Here is a 17004-nt window from a genome sequence, read left to right as displayed (position 1 = left end):
ATTTTTTTGGAATTGTAAAAGTAAGATTTTGTGATATAATGTATTGGGTGATAAAATGGCAAAGATTATAAAAATTGCGTTAACGGGCGGACCTTGTTCCGGAAAGACTTCGATAGTCGAGCGACTTGCGGCAGAGTTTTACAGTGACGATAGGGATGTGTTTATCTGTCCCGAATCCGCATATGAGGTTATTGCAAACGGTGGCAGCAGGGAGGACTACCTCGCTTTTGAAACCCTTGTTGCAAAAAAGCAACTTCAAAATGAGTCTGAAATATTAAAAAAAGCCGAAGAAAGCGAAAAAAACGAGGTCGTTGTTTTTTATGACCGTGGTATAACCGATTGCTTCAGCTATGTTGACGACAGAGAGGCTCTTGCTGAAAATATCGGCATAAATATCATTGATTCTTGGGCTCGATACGATGCTCTTATTGTTCTTCAAACAGCACCGGAAAGTGAATATATATCGACTTGTGCACGAATTGAAGATTATCAAACGGCTCTTAAATTTGAGCAAAAATTGCTTGAGGTTACAGTCGGTCATTCGCACCTACGCTATGTAAAAAATCAAACAAATTTTGAAGAAAAATATCAATCCGTTAAGGCTGAAATAAATTCAATTTTAAGCGGATATGAGATTGAAAAAAAGTTTTTGATTGAATATCCCGATTTAACTTTGCTTCAAAAATATAAGCCTTTTAAGGCGGAAATTTCACAAACATATTTGCTTTGTGCAGTCGGCTCACACAGAATCAGAAAAAGAGGCGTCAACGGAATGTTTACTTATTTTGAAACGCTCAAAATCCGTGTAACAGGCTCTTGTGCGGAAGAAACCGAGGATGTTATATCCAAGGCACAATATGACGAACTGACGAAAAACGCCGACCCTAATAAAAATACTATTGTTAAGGACAGATATTGTTTTTTGTATGACGGTCAGTATTTTGAACTTGATGTGTTTCCGTTTTGGAATGATAAGGCTTTTTTGGAACTTGAACTAAAAAGCGAAAATCAAGAATATAAACTACCGCCCGAAATCAAGGTGATTGAGGATGTTTCAGACGATTATCACTATAAAAACAGTTATTTGGCAGGATTAAAATTATGAAAACAGTAAAACCGACATTTTATAAAGATTTTAAGTGCATTGCCGGTGCCTGTCCCGATTCTTGCTGTCAGGGATGGGAGGTAGATGCCGATATTGAGTCGCTTGAATATTACAAAACCCTTGATTCATCACTCGAAATTAAGCAGAGAATAGACCGTGTGCTTTCAAAGGATGAATTTGACAACACGATTTTTACCCTTGCAGCAAAAAAGCGTTGCCCTTTTTTGAATGACGAAAATCTTTGCGATATGCACATTGCAATAGGCGGAGAGCACACTCCGTACACTTGCCGTACTTTTCCGAGATTTATTTATGATTTTGGCGGTACAAGGGAAATCGGCGTTTCGTTTTCTTGCCCTGTTGCGTCCGATATGATGTATGATTTGCCGTCATTTGAGTTTGAGGAAGAAATAACAGACGAACTTCCGTCACTCAACGATATTGACGGTATGCTGTATTACACGCTTATAAAGGCAAGAAAAGAGGCATATGCGATAATAAAGGATAAGTCGCAACCTATCAGTCAACGACTTTCAAATCTCCTTGATTTTGCACGAAATTTGCAGTCACAACTTGACGATTATTCCGACGGTGTTGATGAAAGTACAGAGTTTTTTGAGGTGTTCGATAATCCGGAACTTATCAATCCCGAGTGGGAAGAAAAGGTTGAAAACAGAGTAGTTAAGCCTGTTTCAAATATTCAGGCAAACGAAAATATTGCAATGTATTTTTTGTATAAATATTTTTTGCAGGCTGTTTATGATTTGGATGTTTTGAGCAAAGCAAAAATGGCTGTTGTTGGCGTTCTTGTCAATACATATTTTGGCGAGGATAGCTGGACAATTCATCTTTGGAGCAAGGAAACGGAGCATTCTCAATATAATATGGACAGATACAAAAAACTTTTAAAAACCGCAAAGTGCCTGTCCGTAGAAGAACTGAAAAAACATCTTTTTATATAACAAAAAATTCCCGATTTTGTATCGGGAATTTTTATGTTAATTATTAAATATTGCATCGATAAGCGTTTCGTAAACTGCCGCAGGGTCGGAGATGAACTTGTCTTTTATCATTTCCGCTTGTGCTTCGTTAACGGCAAACAGTTCAAGGTTCATAAAATCCGTTGTGTTGTCGCTGACTTTGAGGTGAACTTTATATCCGCCGTCAACTTTTTCACTGATTACCTTGTTGTCACGCTGATATGTTTCTCTTGCGATAACCTTTTGGCAAGCTTTTATGCTTCTTTGTCTGATAGTTAACGGAAGCTCTTTCTCAATCAATGCAATTTCTTCTATGTCTTGTTCGTCCATATAGAGCATTTCGTCATCGTTTTCCATTATTGTGCCCGCTTTAAGGAGCTTTGCAACTGCGTCCGATATTTCAAAATAATTGGCAATCATTGCTCCGTCAACCGCTTCAATTATTGTTGCGGCACTTACTCTGTTATTCATATTTGCCACTATGTAGCATACAAGCATATAAATAGAACTTACGCTTCTCAAGCCGCCGTCTTTGACATTTGCCATAAAAGCGTCAAATCTCATTTTAGGCTCAATAATTTTTTCTGTATTGTCACTCATTTTTTTACCTCATTTATAATTTCTGTTTTATATATTAGCATATATTTATTCTTCTTGCAAACATTACTTGCAAATATCTTCAATATATATTATAATATAAAATACTAAAATGGAGATTTACGATGATTAAATTAACAAAACGCTTGCAGGCAATAGCCGATATGGTAAAGCGGGGCTGTATTCCCGTTGATGTCGGAACGGACCACGGATATATTCCCGTGTATTTGGTTCAAAATAAAATATGCAAAACAGCCGTTGCCTGTGATATAAATGAAGGTCCGCTTAATTCGTGCCGTATGCTTGTTTCACAATCGGGACTTGATGACAAAATCAAATGTGTTTTATCAAACGGGCTTCAAAGCGTTGATGATGAATACGATACCGTTATTATTGCCGGTATGGGCGGAGAACTCATTGCAGATATTTTGTCAAAGGCTGAAAATATTACTTCAAAAAACATTATTCTTAACCCTATGACACATCCCGAGATTGCCCGCAAATGGCTGTTTGATAACGGATTTGAGATTACAAGTGATATTGTTGTTGCCGACGGCAGGCATCATTACTGTATTTTTTCTGCCGAATATGTCGGCAATGTCGGTGAAAAAAAGCAGTCGGATTATTATCTTGGCTCAATTACGGATTTCAGCGATAAAGAATATTTTGAGCATTTGCTCGTTTATTTGAAAAATAAGCAAAAATCGGGGCTTGACCTTGCCGATTTGATAAAAACTATTGAGGAAAAATTATGACAACGGTTAAAAATATTTATGATTATATCAATTCGGTCGCACCTTATGATACGCAGGAAGAATGGGACAATTCGGGACATCTTGTCGGCGATTTCAGAAAACCGGTCAAAAAAGTTGTTATGGCACTCGACTGCACAAAAGATGTTGTCGCTTTTGCAAATGATGTAAACGCCGATTTGGTTCTTACGCATCATCCGCTTATTTTCGGCGGTATCAAAAATGTTTTGAGCGACACGGCGGTGTATAATCTTGCAAATTCAGACATTGCTTTTTTGTGTGCTCATACAAATTTTGACAAAGCTGAGTGCGGAATTAATGCCAATCTTGCAAAGATTATGGGCTTAAATGATACTCATACAATCTGTGACGGATTTGTGATTGTCGGCTCGCTTGACACTCCTATGAGTATGGATGATTTTGCCGAATATGTTGAACAAAAACTCGGTACGGTAGGTATCAGATATACAGATACAGACAAACTTATAAAAACGGTTGCCGTAGGCGGTGGCGCTTGCAGCGAATTTATGTGGGAGGCACTCCAAACATCTGATTGCTTTGTAACGGGCGACCTTAAATATCACGAAATGCTTGACGCCTCTGAAAAGAACTGTGCCGTTGTTTCGGCAGGACATTATGAAACCGAAAATGCGGCGTTTTTGATGTTTAAAGATAATTTAGAACAGATTTTTACGGATGTGAATTTTGTTGTTGCACCTCGTGAAAATCCGATTAAAACAATTTAGAATAGAGATGTACCATGGCATTTGACGGAATATTCCTTCATTTAATAAAAAACGAAATAGCTTCAAAAGTTGTAGGCTTTAGGGTTGATAAAATTTATCAACCGTCAAAGGAAGAAATACTCTTCACTTTCAGAACCTATGACGGAAGCGAAAAACTGCTTTTGTCGGCAAAGGCTGACAGCTCCAGAATACAGCTTACAAATCAATATATCGAAAATCCGAAAAAACCGCCTATGCTTACAATGCTTTTGCGTAAGCTTCTATGCGGTGCTGTGCTTAGAGAAATCAAGCAGGAGGGCTTTGAGAGAATACTCACCCTTGTTTTCGATGCAAAAAATGATTTGGGTGACCCTGTAGAATATCGCCTTATCATCGAAATAATGGGCAAGTACAGCAATATTATTCTTGTAGATAAGAAATACAAAATTATTGAGTGCGTAAAGCGAATTGACGAAACCAAGTCGTCTGTAAGAGAAATTTTGCCGGGATTAACCTATAAACTTCCGCCGGCACAGAATAAAATGAACATTCTTACCGACAGTATCCCTGACATCGAAGCAAAAATGAAGTCGCTTGATACCACTCGCGGCAAGGCAGCAGGCAAGGTTATTCAGGGAATATCACCGATTGTTGCCAATGAAATTGAGTTTGATTTGAGCCTTTCGGGATTAAAAGAGCATATCAATCATCCTCAACCTACTGTTGTCATTCTTGATAAGCCAAAAGATTTTACATATTTTATGCCGCATCAATTTGGCGATTTGTGCACATATAAAACCTTTGATACACTTTCGGATTTGGTTGATTATTTCTATTATGAGCAGGTAAGAATTGAGAGAATAAGACAGCGTTCAAATGATTTGTTCCACCGTCTTAATACCCTCAAAGAGCGTGCTGTAAGAAAGTCGATTAACCGAAAGAGAGAACTTGATGAGTGTGCGGATAAAGAAAGACTGAAAATCTGCGGTGATTTGATTAATGCAAATCTCCACCGCCTTGAAAAAGGTGCAATGTTTTATGATTTGGAGAATTATTATGACAATATGGCTCCGATCAGAATTCCTGTGGACCCAACTCTTTCTCCGGCACAAAATGCACAGAAGTATTATAAGAACTATCGCAAAAAGCAGATTGCCGAAAATAAACTTCTTGATTTTATTAAAGAAGCCGAGGAAGAAGCAGGCTATCTTGATACTGTTATTGACGAACTTTCAAGAGCCGAAACAGACAGCGAGATTACTGCAGTAAGAGATGAACTTCGTTCTGTCGGCTTACTCTCAAGAGCGGGAACTAAAAATCAAAAACAGAAAAAGCTACCGCCAAAGAAATATCTTTCTTCGGAGGGATATACAATATTTGTCGGCAGAAATAATGTGCAAAATGACAAGCTCACTCTTAAAACCGCTAAAAATTATGATTTGTGGTTTCATGTCAAAGATACACCGGGAAGCCATGTAATTGTTGAAGCGGTTAAGGAAAAGCCGTTTACAGACAAGCTCATTCGTGAAGCGGCGATGCTTGCGTGCGTAAATTCAAAGGCGGGTTCGTCATCAAATGTTGCGGTTGATTATACAATAGTAAAAAATGTTCATAAGCCTAACGGTGCAAAGCCGGGTATGGTTATTTATGACGACTATAAAACAGAGTATGTCACTCCAAATGAAGAAGAACTTGCGGAGGTGAAGGAAATTGAGTAATGTTGCCGTTATTCTCGGTGCCGGCAACGGTACAAGAATGAAATGTGAGCAAAGCAAACTTTTGCTTAAAATTAAAGGCAAAACCGTTATCGAGCGAAGCGTGGAAGCTTTTTTGAACATCTCCGATATAGATGAAGTTATTGTTGTTGCAAGGCAGCAGGATATAGATACATTTATATCTCTGTTTCCGGATGAAAGAGTATCTTTTGCAATCGGCGGAAATACAAGACAGCAGAGTGTTTATAATGCAATTCAAACGATTGATGATGCCGAGCTTATTGCAATTCACGACGGTGCAAGACCTCTTGTAAAAGCCGTGGATATAGAAAATACTATCCGTCAGGCTAAGGAACACAAAGCAGCCGCTGTCGGTGTTCCGGTAAAGGATACAATAAAGATTATAGACAAAGATTCTTTTGTTGTGGAAACTCCGGAGCGTTCTTCGCTTTTTGCCGTTCAAACTCCGCAGATATTTGATTTTAAGTTATATAGCGAAATACTTGAAAAAGCTGTTTCAGACGGCAAAGATTTTACCGATGACTGTCAGCTTGCCGAATACAGCGGTGTTAAGGTAAAAATGGTAGAGGGCAGTTATTCAAATATCAAAATTACAACTCCCGATGACATTCCCGTTGCCGAGAGTTTGCTTGAAAAGGAAGAGGCATAATTATGCGTATTGGTCACGGATATGATGTACACAGATTAACCGAAGGAAGAAAACTTATTATCGGCGGTGTGGATATTCCGTACAAGCTTGGGCTTCTCGGTCACAGCGATGCGGATGTGCTGCTTCACGCAATTTCGGATGCGATTTTGGGAGCCGCCGCATTGGGCGACATCGGCGGAATGTTTCCGGATACAGACGATAAGTGGAAAGACGCCGATTCTCTTAAACTGCTTGAAGCCGTTGTTCAAAGAGTATCGGATGAGGGCTATATAATTGAGAATATTGATTCGACTCTTATTGCTCAACAGCCTAAGATGAAGCCGCATATTCCTTTTATGAGAGAGAATATAGCAAAAGCGTGCGGCGTTGACATCTCACAGGTAAGCGTTAAGGCGACTACTGAGGAACAACTTGGTTTTACAGGCAGACAAGAGGGAATATCGGCTCATGCCGTCGTTCTTTTGAATAACAAATAATTTTAAAGGGTGCAAATTTTATATGGAAGAATTTACTTCAATTAAAGAAATACTGGAAAAAACAGGAAAGTATACAGGTCTTACAACGGGTACCTCTATGCGACCGATTATTCATCAGCACAGAGATAATATTATTGTTGTTAAGCCTACGGGCAGACTTAAAAAATATGATGTTCCTGTTTTTCAGGCAAAAAACGGCAAATACATTATGCACAGAATTATTGAAGTGTATGATGATCATTACATAACCATGGGTGATAATCGCAGGGATAGGGAATATGTAACCGATGATATGATTTGCGGTGTGCTTGTAGGATATTTTCGCAAGGGCAAAAAATATGTTGACTGCCAAAAGACAAAGTGGTATAAGATTTATTCACGCGTCTGGGTTGCACTTATGCCGTTAAGACCGATTTCTATGTTTATTAATCGTTGTCTTGATATTATAGACAGACATATTTTAAAGAGGTATTGATTGTGGAACAAAAGCGTAAAATATCAAAATCCGATTGGGCAACAATTAAATGGATGTGGGGCACTTTTCATAAAGAAAGATGGCATGTTGTTGTTTTGATTATAACAAATGCCATTAATGCCATACTCATGATTATGTATGCCGATTTTTCAAAAAAGATAATCAACGCCGCAACTCAGGAACACTCGTTTGACAGAGTTGTCTATTGTTCGGTTATGTTTTTGCTTCTTATTATGTTTCAACTTTTCCTTACGCTTTGCTCAAACAGCTTTTCTCAGCGGTGCAAGGCAAGAATTGAAGTTACGTTACGAAAGCATATACTTGATGTAGTGGTAAAAAAAGATTATCAGAGCGTAGCCAAATATCATACCGGTGAAATCCAAAACAGAATGACCAACGATGTTCAGCAGATTTCGGACGGCTTCACAAATATTTTGCCGAATTTGGTGTACTTTGTTGTCAAACTTATTTCGGCTTTTATCTATCTTATCGTTATTGACAGAATATTTACTCTTGTATTTTTCGTCGGCGGTGTACTTGTTTGTCTTTTCAGCTTTTCTTTTAGGAAAATACTCAAAAAGCTTCACAAACGAGTTCAGGAAACAGAGGGTACCGTTCGTTCGTATATACAGGAAATCCTTACTTCTCTTCTTGTTGTTAAGTCCTTTAACATTGAAGAAAAGGTCTCCGAAAATGCAGGCGAATTAATGGAAGTTAACTATAAAGCCAAGATGAAAAGAAGAATGCTCGGTATTCTTGCAAGTGCCGGTATATCCACAACTTTCAATTTGGGTTATGTTTTTGCTCTTGCATTTGGCGCTTATCGTTTGATTAACGGCTTGGATTACGGTACCGTTACTGCTATGCTTCAGCTTGTTAACCAAATTCAGCAGCCATTTGCTCAGCTTTCAAAAACCCTTCCGAGTTATTTTGCACTTCTTGCTTCGGCAGAAAGAATTATTGAGCTTGATAATGTTAAAAAAGAATTTGAATTTAACAAAGAAGATATTGATGTTAAAAAGACTTATGATGAACTTAAAAGTATAGATTTTAAAAATCTCACTTTTGCATACGACAGAGATTTGATTCTTGATGATACATCTTTGGTTGTTAACAAGGGCGATTTTGTTGCGATAATGGGTATTTCGGGTATCGGCAAATCAACACTTCTCAAACTTCTTTTGGGTGTGTTTAATCTTAATGGCGGTACGATTATGCTTGATACCGAAAGCAGAAATATACCTGTTGATTGCCACACAAGAAAGTTGTTTTCATATGTTCCGCAGGGTAACTTCCTGATGTCGGGTTCTATAAAAGACAATCTTACTTTTATCAATTCGGATGTTACCGATGAAGAAATCAAAAACGCTGTCAGAATTTCCTGTGCCGACCAATTTGTATATGAGCTTCCCGACGGACTTGATACTGTTATCGGTGAGCGTGGTATAGGGCTTTCCGAAGGTCAACTTCAGCGTCTTGCTATTGCCCGTTCAATTCTTTCAAAGTCCCCGATTATGCTTCTTGATGAGGCAACTTCGGCACTTGATGAGGCAACCGAACTTCGCTTTTTGAAAAATTTAAAGGAAATGCAGGATAAAACCTGTATAATCGTTTCTCATAAAACAGCCGCTCTTGAAATTTGCAATAAGCATATTCAAATTATCGACGGTAAAATTGTTGTGGAGGAAAAATAATGTTGATGACAAAATGGGGCGAAGATTTAAACAAGAATTGCCCTCTTTCGGATTATCCGCGACCGCAGTTTAAGCGTGACAGTTATTTTAATTTAAACGGTATGTGGCAATGTGAATTTTGCGAATCCGAAGAATTTCCGGATAGCTATTCTTATGATATTGTCGTTCCGTTTTCTCCCGAAGCACCGCTTTCAGGTGTTAACAGAACGCTCAAATCAACAGAGTACCTTATATATAATAAGGAATTTAATTTACCGGTTGAATTTAATAAGGGCAGAGTTTTCATTCATTTTGGTGCTGTTGACCAAATTGCCAAAGTTTATATTAACGGTCAATTTGCAGGCGTTCATCACGGCGGATATACTCCGTTTACATTTGAAATCACCGAGCAGATTAAGGAACATAATGTTATCAACGTAGTTGTTCGTGATTTGACGGAAAAAAACGAGTATTCAAGAGGAAAGCAAAAGACCAATCGAGGCGGCATTTGGTATTCTGCACAAAGCGGAATTTGGCAAACCGTTTGGCTTGAAAGCACGCCTGTTGATTATATTCCTAATGTCCGTATAACTCCTGATTTTGACAGCAAAACCGTTAAGTTTGAAACGGAAAATGATTTAACCGTTCAAAAGCTCATTTATGACGGCGATAATCTGATTGCTGACACAACAGATGATGTAGTAAAAATTGACAATGCAAAAGAATGGTCACCTGAAAATCCGTTCCTTTATAATGTTATTTTTAAGTATAAGGATGATGAGGTTCACTCATATTTCGGTATGCGTAAGTTTTCGGTCGGTAAGGACGGCAGCGGTATGCCTCGCCTTATGCTCAATAATAAGCCGTATTTTATGAACGGTCTGCTTGACCAAGGCTATTATCCCGACGGATTTCTTACTCCTCCGTCAAATGAGGCAATGGAGTTTGATGTCAAATCCATCAAGAATTTAGGCTTTAATATGCTTCGTAAGCATATCAAAATCGAGCCTATGCTTTGGTACCATTTCTGCGATGTAAAAGGCATTATCGTTTGGCAGGATATGATTAACGGCGGCGGCAATTACGGACTTGAAGTCAGTGCAATTCCTTTTGTCGGCATCAATCTTGACGATTCAAATTACAAAACCTTTAAGCGTACAAGCCTTGAAGCACGCAAACTTTACTATAAAGAACTTGAAGAAATGATTAATGCTCTTTATAACTGCCCGTGCATTGCTATGTGGGTTCCTTTCAATGAGGGTTGGGGTCAGTTCGACAGCAATTATGCTTATACCCTCCTTAAATCTATGGACAACACCCGAATTGTTGACTCCGCTTCAGGCTGGCACGACAGAGGCAACACAGATGTTATTTCAAAGCATATTTACTTTACGCCGATTAAGGTTCATTTAGGCGTAAAACCTTGGTGCTTAACGGAATTCGGCGGACTCAGTATCAGAGTAAAAGGCCATACCTTTAATAATAAGATGTTTGGCTATAAAATATTTAATTCCAAAGAAGGTCTTACAAAGGCTTATAAGAATTTGTTTGAAAAAACAATTATTCCGCAGATTAAAGACGGGCTATCCGCAACGGTTTACACTCAGGTTACCGATGTTGAAGATGAACTCAACGGACTGTTTACTTATGACCGAAAGGTGCAAAAAATCGACACCGATGTATTAAAATCAATTAACGAAAGGGTTAAATTATAATGAAAGCAATTATCAAAACAAACAAGGGCGATATGTCATTTGACCTTATGCCGGAGGTTGCTCCAAAGGCTGTTGAAAACTTTGTTACTCACGCAAAAAACGGCTACTATGACGGCCTTATCTTCCACAGAGTAATCAAGGACTTTATGATTCAGGGCGGCGACCCAACCGGTACAGGTATGGGCGGCGAATCAATTTGGGGCAAAAACTTTGAGGATGAATTTTCTCTTGACGCACGCAATTATTACGGTGCTCTTTCTATGGCAAACGCAGGACCTAATACAAACGGCTCACAGTTTTTTGTAGTTCAGGCAAAGGAAGTTCCGTCACATCTTCTTGAACAAATGGAAGATTTGCAGGATAACGGCTTCCCTCGTGAGGTTATCGATACTTATAAGGAAAAGGGCGGCACACCGTGGCTTGATTTCCACCATACTGTATTTGGTATGATTACCGACGGCGAGGATGTTCTCGAGGATATCGCCGCAACAAAAACCGGGGTGAACGACAAGCCTGTTTTTGATGTTACAATCGATACAATCGAAATTATAGATTAATCATATTTTGACAAATTATACCCTCTTTGCATTTTATAATGTATGCAAAGGGGGTATTTTTATTGTTATATATGTTGATATATTATTAGCACTCAACTTTTTTGTGTCGTTTTTTTTGCTTCAAATTACCTGCCTGTTCTGCAAGCGAAAGCCAAAGCTTGTAAAAATAATTCTTGCCTCCGTTATAGGGTCTGCATATTCGCTCGTTATCTTTTGTGACGATGTCCCTGCCTTTTCGCTCGTGCTCGGTCAAATTGCCGTTTCGGCTGTTATGGTTTTTGTAACATTCGGATTTAGCAGGTTTTATACCTTTGTTAAACAGCTTGCAGTCTTTTATTTCGGCAATTTTCTGCTTCTCGGTGTTATGATGGCGGCTTGCTGTTTGTTTAAATTGAAATTCATTGCAATTAACAATAACATTTTGTATTTCGATATTTCTTCAAGTACGATTATCGTTTGTTCCGCTGTTGCATATGTGGCGTCGTCTGTGATAATTCGTCTGTATAATCGTACACTTTCAAAAAAAGAAATATATTTTTTAACTATAGAAAATAACGGAACTTCAACCGATTTGCTCGCTTTTTTAGATACGGGTAATAAACTGCGTGAACCTTTTTCAAACGCACCCGTTATTATTGTTGATTCTTCCAAAATATCCGCAGACGGCAAAAATACTCGGCTTGTTCCCGTTTCAACCGTTAACGGAGTAGGATTTTTAACCGCCTTTAAACCCGATAAGATTATTCTTAAATCCGCCAAAGGCGAAGAAGTGATAGAAAACGCATACATAGCTCTCAGTAATGATGTAAAAGATGAGAATTATTCCGCAATACTTAATTATGATATTCTGTCTGTTTGAGGTGTTTTTATGAAAAATATATTATCAAAATTATTTTACAAGCTGTTTCCTAAGCAGTTTTGCCATTACATAAACGGTCCCGATGTTCTTCCGCCGCCGCTTAAAAGGGAAGAAGAGAAAAAAATTATGCTTGAACTTGCCGAAGGTAATGACGAACATAAGGATTTGCTTGTTGTACATAATCTCCGCCTTGTTGTTTACATCGCACGCAAGTATGATTGCCCGACTGCTACAACCGAAGACTTGGTGTCTATCGGCACAATCGGTCTTATGAAAGCGGTAAACACCTTTGATTATACAAAAAATATCAAGCTTGCAACTTACGCTTCCCGTTGTATTGAAAACGAAATACTTATGTATTTGCGAAAAACGGGAAATTCAAAAATCGAATTGTCGTTTGATGAGCCGTTGAGTACGGACTGGGACGGCAATGAGATGACGCTCCGTGATGTTCTCGGCACGGAACCGGACGAAATCAGCCAAAATATCGAATATGAGGACGAGAAAAAACTGCTTCGCAAAATAGTTGCCAACCTGCCGGATAAAGAAAAAAATATTATGAACCGTCGCTTTGGACTCAACGGTTGCAAGCCGCTAACGCAAAAACAACTTGCCGATGAGCTTTCCATTTCGCAGTCCTATATATCCCGCCTCGAAAAGCGGATAATATCAAATCTTCGCAAGGAATTTGACAAGGCACAAAAAATCGGCTGAACCAAAATATCTGCTTGACTTTTACATAACCCCGTGTTATTATATTCGGGCAGTTGCACCTGTGGCGGAACTGGCAGACGCGCCAGATTTAGGATCTGGTATCGAGAGATGTGCAGGTTCAATTCCTGTCAGGTGCACCAATTTCACCCTTGATAATCATATATCGAGGGTGTTTTATTTTTACTTTAAATAGCCTGTTTTAGCTGCTTTAAGCCAGAGAAATTTATATTAAATTCTATTTCAAAAGAATAAATAAAAATGAATTTGATTTATTATCACGAAATGCCGGTGTAATTCCGGCCGCGTACAACAACAAAAACAAATTCATTGATGAAATTGTATCAAAATCAGTCAAAAATGTCAATAAAAACGTTTACTAATAACCTATTCTTCAACATTTAATTTTATATATTTATCGAGTAAACGCAAAAACGGAACCGGCCGGGAGCTTATCCCCGAAAGTTTCTACACTTTCTACCGATTCCAAAATTAGTATATTCAATTTGCTTGATTATGTCAATAAAAATGTTTACTAACAATTTATCCTTCAACATTCAAATTTTATATATTTACATTGTGATGTTTTGTATGTTAGCGAAAACAAAAAATAGTCACAAAGCTGGTCGGTCAGATAGGCTTCGTTGACCCTAAAAAGGGTCTGCCTATTGAGCTCCAACAAAGTGGCTATATTGGTAGTATATCATATTCAGGGCGTTCCGTCAAGATTCAAGGCGTACCTTTTTCGGAAGCCTTTAATGCAAAAGACGGAAGAAAAATTCTTTACGATATAAATAAAATAACAGAAGTTAAAGACGCTGACGGTGCCTCTGTTCCGCTAAAAAGCGGAATGGGCGCAGCTGAAACGATAACTTCTGCTATTGATGAAAGTATACCAAAATCAAATGATGATGTCAAGTCGTATTACCTTAACATTACAAATCCTGCCGATGAACAAACAGGATATAAGGCATTGAGGAAATATCAAGGTCAAAACGGAGCAGGAATTAAGGCAAGAGAATACCTCGAAAGTCTTGGGTATGACGGAGTGAATAACGGCAACGAGGAATACATTGCGTTTAATTCAAATCAAATTAAGTTGATTGACAATGCCGCTCCTACAGACAAGTCCGATATTCGGTACTCAAGGAATATAGATGTTGACGAGTTTGACGAAAACAATTACAATGTAATTAACACAACAGGCTTAAAAAGATAAGGTGAATTAAAATCCGAAGTAATGACTTGGGATAATATAAAATATCCAAATCAAGTAAGATGTATTGAATTGGCAAGTAAAGGTTTTTATCTGTACAAAATGCTTGACAATGATACAAAAGACATATTAGTTTTTAGGCCAAAAATCAAATATGCAAGGAGACAATATAATGAAATTAGAAGAGCATACAGAAGAGGAGTTAATGGAGTTACTGTTTCAGCTTCTACACTCTTTGAAAATATCAGAAACGGCGGCTATGAAGATAGGAACATATCTCGGAATGGACAAGGGCAACTTGATAACGATGCTACGCTCAATGCTGAATCGTTACGACCAGAAAGGAACAGTAACGGAAGAGGAAGCCTTGAAAATGACAATAATGATAACTTGTTAGAAAGATTAGACAAGCATTCTCGAAACACTCGACTGAACTACGATGAAAACTTTGACGATGTAAACGATGCTTTTGAACAGGCAATAAAGGTTTTGCAAAACATTAATGGTATTGATGTATCAAGTGAAGTTGTTGAAGAAGTCGGCAACGGCAAACTGCTTGCATCGCTCAAAAAAGGTAAATTGATTAAGCCGTAAAAAAGAAGCCTATCGCACAACACAAATTGAAGTGCGGTAGGCTTTTTTTATTTTGTTTCGTAAGTTAAAATTTTTTCAACAAGCAGTTTTTCACACCAATTTGGACATTTCCGCCTACCGGCTTCCCAATCTTCAACGGTGCGTTTGGGAATTTCAAGCCATTCGGATAACTCTTTTTGCGTTAACCCTGCTTGCTGTCGTACTTCTTTTATTGTCATAGAATTACACCTTATTTCTTTTTGATAATTTTTATAAATGCGGCAATACTGATTATCAGTGCAATAATACTGATGATTAATGATAATACTTGCATTTAAATCGTGATTAAGCTATAATGGAGCTGAGGTCGGGAAGCCGAGGCTCCCTTTCCTTTACTTTTCATTAGCCAACTTGTAAGTTATTATCGCTGTGTTATTAACGCTAACATTGAGTTTGTCAAGTTGGCTATACTTGTTATCAGCTCAATCACTTTGTCACCCCCTCTTTTTTAGTGTATCAGTGTTTTGCTAATATCTCTATGTATTTATATACCTTTCAGTGCTCGATTTATTGTGTTGAGCACTGTTTTTTTATCTGCCGACCAAAGGGGAGCAATCAGGTCTTTTTTTGCCCCGTCACCTGTCAGGCGGTGGATAACCACATTCTCCGGAATGATTTGTACACATTCCTTTATTATCTCTGTGTACTGCTCCAATGTCAGCACTTCAAATTTGCCCTGCTCATAATCTTTTGCAAGGTCTGTGCCATTAAGAATGTGAAGCAGTTGAAGTTTTATTCCGTCAGTAACTTTGCACGCATATTCAACGCTTTTCAGCATATCGTTCTTGCTTTCACCCGGCAATCCCAAAATGATGTGAGTAACCACATTTATGCCGATTTTGTGCAAGTCTGTAACTGCTTTGTCGTAAACTTCAAGCGTGTAGCCTCTGCGGATATATCTTGCTGTATCTTCGTTGATTGTTTGCAGCCCAAGTTCAACGAATATCGGTTTGATTTTGTTGAGTTCATCAAGCAATGCGAGTACATCATTTCCAAGGCAATCGGGTCTTGTGCCGATTGAAAGTGCAACAATGTCGGGGTGATTGATCGCTTCGGTATAAATCGCTCTTAACTTTTCAACAGGTGCATAGGTGTTTGTAAAAGCCTGAAAATATGCAATATATTTGCCGTTTTTAATTTTCTTTTCAAGTCGCTTTTTTCCATTCTCAATTTGCTCTGTAATTGTCAGGTCGGGACTTTCGGCAAAATCACCGCTTCCGCCTTTTGAGCAGAATATGCAACCTCTTGTGCCGATTTTTCCGTCACGGTTCGGACAGGTGAAACCGCCGTTAAGTGCGATTTTGTAGACCTTTTCGCCAAATCTTTCTTTGAGATAATTATTGAGCGTTGTATATTTCATAAAATTCTTTCAAATTCTTTTTGTTTCCGCAAACATAGGATGTAATTTTGTTAAGGCTCAGTTCATCACCGTTCACCTGTGTGCAAATTCCGCCTGCTTCGTGCAAAATAAGTGTTGCACCTGCCCAATCCCAAGGGCGAATAATAAGCTCATAATATAAATCGGCTTTTCCGGCCGCAATGTAGCAGATGTCAAGTGCCGCCGAACCACCTCGTCTGACTTCAATAGCTTTATAAAATACATCTTCTGTAAGTTTGAATGTTTTGTGCGCAAGTTCGTGCTCATATGGACAAGTGCCAAAAAGAACAAGACTTTTTTTCAAATCGCAATCGCCGACATGGATTGGCTTGCCGTTTAAAAATGCACCTTTGCCTTTTTCGGCATAGTAAAGGTTGTTCAAATCAGGGTCAAGCACAACGCCGATGATCAACTCTTTGTCCTTTGCAAGACCAACGCTGATTGCACTGTGCTGAAAGCCTTTTATAAAGTTTGTTGTGCCGTCGATTGGGTCAATAATGAAGCAGTAACCGTCTGTAAGTTCCTTGTTGCCGTCACCCTCCTCACCAAAAAGCTGTGCTTCGGGAACAACTTTTTTAAGCTCGGTATATAAAAAGTCCTGAATTTTTTTGTCATATTTTGTAACGAGGTCAACACTTGAACTTTTTTCACAAATGCCAAGGTCATTGCCTGCACTGCGATATATTTCTCCTGCTTTTTTTACTATTTCAATAATTTCGTTTAACATAATATCATCTCCGTGATTTTTATAAGTCGATTATATCATA

At 38.4% G+C, this 17004-nt stretch carries 20 protein-coding genes and 1 tRNA gene; 17 read left to right on the top strand and 4 right to left on the bottom strand.

Features of this window, described 5'->3' with window-relative positions; translation table 11 throughout:
- Positions 1-55: 55 nt before the first annotated feature.
- Together Q0E08_RS03310 and fliB are read left to right on the top strand one after the other, a co-directional pair.
- Complete coding sequence (locus Q0E08_RS03310; RefSeq protein ID WP_294776614.1) at positions 56-1105, top strand: AAA family ATPase; 1050 nt, start codon at positions 56-58, stop codon at positions 1103-1105.
- Positions 1102-2067 carry a flagellin lysine-N-methylase gene (gene fliB, locus Q0E08_RS03305; protein WP_294776599.1) on the top strand — a complete coding sequence of 322 codons (966 nt, stop codon included), beginning with the start codon at positions 1102-1104 and terminating at the stop codon, positions 2065-2067. Before Q0E08_RS03310 ends, fliB begins: the two co-directional genes overlap by 4 nt.
- A 36-nt stretch (positions 2068-2103) precedes the next feature.
- Here fliB and Q0E08_RS03300 read toward each other — a convergent pair whose 3' ends face one another.
- Positions 2104-2685, bottom strand: a complete 582-nt coding sequence (locus Q0E08_RS03300) for a DUF4364 family protein (RefSeq protein ID WP_294776589.1) — start codon at positions 2683-2685, stop codon at positions 2104-2106.
- 122 nt (positions 2686-2807) lie between these two features.
- Here Q0E08_RS03300 and Q0E08_RS03295 point away from each other — a divergent pair, with 122 nt between their 5' ends.
- The 15 genes from Q0E08_RS03295 to Q0E08_RS03225 all read left to right on the top strand — a co-directional run bounded on the left by Q0E08_RS03295 (position 2808) and on the right by Q0E08_RS03225 (position 14820).
- Positions 2808-3437, top strand: coding sequence for a class I SAM-dependent methyltransferase (locus Q0E08_RS03295; protein ID WP_294776576.1), 630 nt, complete (start codon positions 2808-2810; stop codon positions 3435-3437).
- Positions 3434-4180, top strand: coding sequence for a Nif3-like dinuclear metal center hexameric protein (locus Q0E08_RS03290; RefSeq protein WP_294776544.1), 747 nt, complete (start codon positions 3434-3436; stop codon positions 4178-4180). Before Q0E08_RS03295 ends, Q0E08_RS03290 begins: the two co-directional genes overlap by 4 nt.
- A 14-nt stretch (positions 4181-4194) precedes the next feature.
- A complete protein-coding gene (locus Q0E08_RS03285; RefSeq protein ID WP_294776513.1) occupies positions 4195-5877 on the top strand; it encodes an NFACT family protein in 1683 nt (560 codons plus the stop codon).
- The gene (gene ispD / locus Q0E08_RS03280) at positions 5870-6544 is read left to right on the top strand and encodes a 2-C-methyl-D-erythritol 4-phosphate cytidylyltransferase (RefSeq protein WP_294776501.1); all 675 of its coding nucleotides are present in this window, start codon (positions 5870-5872) and stop codon (positions 6542-6544) included. Before Q0E08_RS03285 ends, ispD begins: the two co-directional genes overlap by 8 nt.
- A 2-nt stretch (positions 6545-6546) precedes the next feature.
- A complete protein-coding gene (gene ispF, locus Q0E08_RS03275) occupies positions 6547-7020 on the top strand; it encodes a 2-C-methyl-D-erythritol 2,4-cyclodiphosphate synthase (protein ID WP_294776489.1) in 474 nt (157 codons plus the stop codon).
- Between the two features lie 22 nt (positions 7021-7042).
- Positions 7043-7495 carry a S24/S26 family peptidase gene (locus Q0E08_RS03270; RefSeq protein WP_294776458.1) on the top strand — a complete coding sequence of 151 codons (453 nt, stop codon included), beginning with the start codon at positions 7043-7045 and terminating at the stop codon, positions 7493-7495.
- Between the two features lie 2 nt (positions 7496-7497).
- Positions 7498-9189, top strand: a complete 1692-nt coding sequence (locus Q0E08_RS03265) for an ABC transporter ATP-binding protein (protein WP_294776445.1) — start codon at positions 7498-7500, stop codon at positions 9187-9189.
- Entirely contained in the window at positions 9189-10883 is a 1695-nt protein-coding gene (locus Q0E08_RS03260; RefSeq protein ID WP_294776432.1) for a glycoside hydrolase family 2 protein, read from the top strand. Before Q0E08_RS03265 ends, Q0E08_RS03260 begins: the two co-directional genes overlap by 1 nt.
- Complete coding sequence (locus Q0E08_RS03255; RefSeq protein WP_177664021.1) at positions 10883-11440, top strand: peptidylprolyl isomerase; 558 nt, start codon at positions 10883-10885, stop codon at positions 11438-11440. Before Q0E08_RS03260 ends, Q0E08_RS03255 begins: the two co-directional genes overlap by 1 nt.
- A gap of 7 nt (positions 11441-11447) precedes the next feature.
- The gene (locus Q0E08_RS03250; protein ID WP_294776408.1) at positions 11448-12299 is read left to right on the top strand and encodes a sigma-E processing peptidase SpoIIGA; all 852 of its coding nucleotides are present in this window, start codon (positions 11448-11450) and stop codon (positions 12297-12299) included.
- Positions 12300-12308: 9 nt separating this feature from the next.
- Positions 12309-13013 (top strand): sigma-70 family RNA polymerase sigma factor, encoded by a 705-nt coding sequence (locus Q0E08_RS03245; RefSeq protein ID WP_294776395.1) that lies wholly within the window; start codon positions 12309-12311, stop codon positions 13011-13013.
- Between the two features lie 55 nt (positions 13014-13068).
- Positions 13069-13153: transfer RNA gene (locus Q0E08_RS03240), tRNA-Leu, on the top strand.
- 707 nt (positions 13154-13860) lie between these two features.
- Entirely contained in the window at positions 13861-14229 is a 369-nt protein-coding gene (locus tag Q0E08_RS03235; protein ID WP_294776382.1) for a hypothetical protein, read from the top strand.
- A 169-nt stretch (positions 14230-14398) separates the two neighbouring features.
- On the top strand, positions 14399-14623 hold the full coding sequence (locus Q0E08_RS03230) for a hypothetical protein (RefSeq protein ID WP_294776371.1): 225 nt from the start codon (positions 14399-14401) through the stop codon (positions 14621-14623).
- Positions 14617-14820, top strand: coding sequence for a hypothetical protein (locus tag Q0E08_RS03225; protein WP_294776359.1), 204 nt, complete (start codon positions 14617-14619; stop codon positions 14818-14820). Before Q0E08_RS03230 ends, Q0E08_RS03225 begins: the two co-directional genes overlap by 7 nt.
- 47 nt (positions 14821-14867) lie before the next feature.
- On the opposite strand, the gene Q0E08_RS03220 is transcribed toward Q0E08_RS03225, so the two are convergent.
- From Q0E08_RS03220 to Q0E08_RS03210, 3 genes are all read right to left on the bottom strand, one after another.
- Positions 14868-15038 carry a DNA-binding transcriptional regulator gene (locus Q0E08_RS03220; protein WP_294776347.1) on the bottom strand — a complete coding sequence of 57 codons (171 nt, stop codon included), beginning with the start codon at positions 15036-15038 and terminating at the stop codon, positions 14868-14870.
- Between the two features lie 305 nt (positions 15039-15343).
- Positions 15344-16219, bottom strand: coding sequence for a TIGR01212 family radical SAM protein (locus Q0E08_RS03215; protein WP_294776336.1), 876 nt, complete (start codon positions 16217-16219; stop codon positions 15344-15346).
- Positions 16197-16964 carry an inositol monophosphatase family protein gene (locus tag Q0E08_RS03210; protein WP_294776328.1) on the bottom strand — a complete coding sequence of 256 codons (768 nt, stop codon included), beginning with the start codon at positions 16962-16964 and terminating at the stop codon, positions 16197-16199. Before Q0E08_RS03210 ends, Q0E08_RS03215 begins: the two co-directional genes overlap by 23 nt.
- Positions 16965-17004 lie beyond the last annotated feature (40 nt).

This window comes from uncultured Eubacterium sp., from assembly GCF_934561735.1.
Lineage (GTDB): Bacteria > Bacillota > Clostridia > Oscillospirales > Acutalibacteraceae > Eubacterium_R.
This window is presented reverse-complemented; position numbering and strand designations above follow the sequence as displayed.

What these genes read in the sequence shown, in the direction of transcription:
- Q0E08_RS03270 (WP_294776458.1), top strand. Translation starts at nt 7,043, where the DNA reads ATGGAAGAATTTACTTCAATTAAAGAAATACTGGAAAAAACAGGAAAG.
- Q0E08_RS03310 (WP_294776614.1), top strand. Translation starts at nt 56, where the DNA reads ATGGCAAAGATTATAAAAATTGCGTTAACGGGCGGACCTTGTTCCGGA.
- Q0E08_RS03220 (WP_294776347.1), bottom strand. Translation starts at nt 15,038, where the DNA reads ATGACAATAAAAGAAGTACGACAGCAAGCAGGGTTAACGCAAAAAGAG.
- Q0E08_RS03245 (WP_294776395.1), top strand. Translation starts at nt 12,309, where the DNA reads ATGAAAAATATATTATCAAAATTATTTTACAAGCTGTTTCCTAAGCAG.
- Q0E08_RS03235 (WP_294776382.1), top strand. Translation starts at nt 13,861, where the DNA reads ATGGGCGCAGCTGAAACGATAACTTCTGCTATTGATGAAAGTATACCA.
- Q0E08_RS03290 (WP_294776544.1), top strand. Translation starts at nt 3,434, where the DNA reads ATGACAACGGTTAAAAATATTTATGATTATATCAATTCGGTCGCACCT.
- fliB (WP_294776599.1), top strand. Translation starts at nt 1,102, where the DNA reads ATGAAAACAGTAAAACCGACATTTTATAAAGATTTTAAGTGCATTGCC.
- Q0E08_RS03230 (WP_294776371.1), top strand. Translation starts at nt 14,399, where the DNA reads ATGAAATTAGAAGAGCATACAGAAGAGGAGTTAATGGAGTTACTGTTT.
- ispF (WP_294776489.1), top strand. Translation starts at nt 6,547, where the DNA reads ATGCGTATTGGTCACGGATATGATGTACACAGATTAACCGAAGGAAGA.
- Q0E08_RS03260 (WP_294776432.1), top strand. Translation starts at nt 9,189, where the DNA reads ATGTTGATGACAAAATGGGGCGAAGATTTAAACAAGAATTGCCCTCTT.
- Q0E08_RS03255 (WP_177664021.1), top strand. Translation starts at nt 10,883, where the DNA reads ATGAAAGCAATTATCAAAACAAACAAGGGCGATATGTCATTTGACCTT.
- Q0E08_RS03285 (WP_294776513.1), top strand. Translation starts at nt 4,195, where the DNA reads ATGGCATTTGACGGAATATTCCTTCATTTAATAAAAAACGAAATAGCT.
- Q0E08_RS03295 (WP_294776576.1), top strand. Translation starts at nt 2,808, where the DNA reads ATGATTAAATTAACAAAACGCTTGCAGGCAATAGCCGATATGGTAAAG.
- Q0E08_RS03300 (WP_294776589.1), bottom strand. Translation starts at nt 2,685, where the DNA reads ATGAGTGACAATACAGAAAAAATTATTGAGCCTAAAATGAGATTTGAC.
- Q0E08_RS03210 (WP_294776328.1), bottom strand. Translation starts at nt 16,964, where the DNA reads ATGTTAAACGAAATTATTGAAATAGTAAAAAAAGCAGGAGAAATATAT.
- Q0E08_RS03215 (WP_294776336.1), bottom strand. Translation starts at nt 16,219, where the DNA reads ATGAAATATACAACGCTCAATAATTATCTCAAAGAAAGATTTGGCGAA.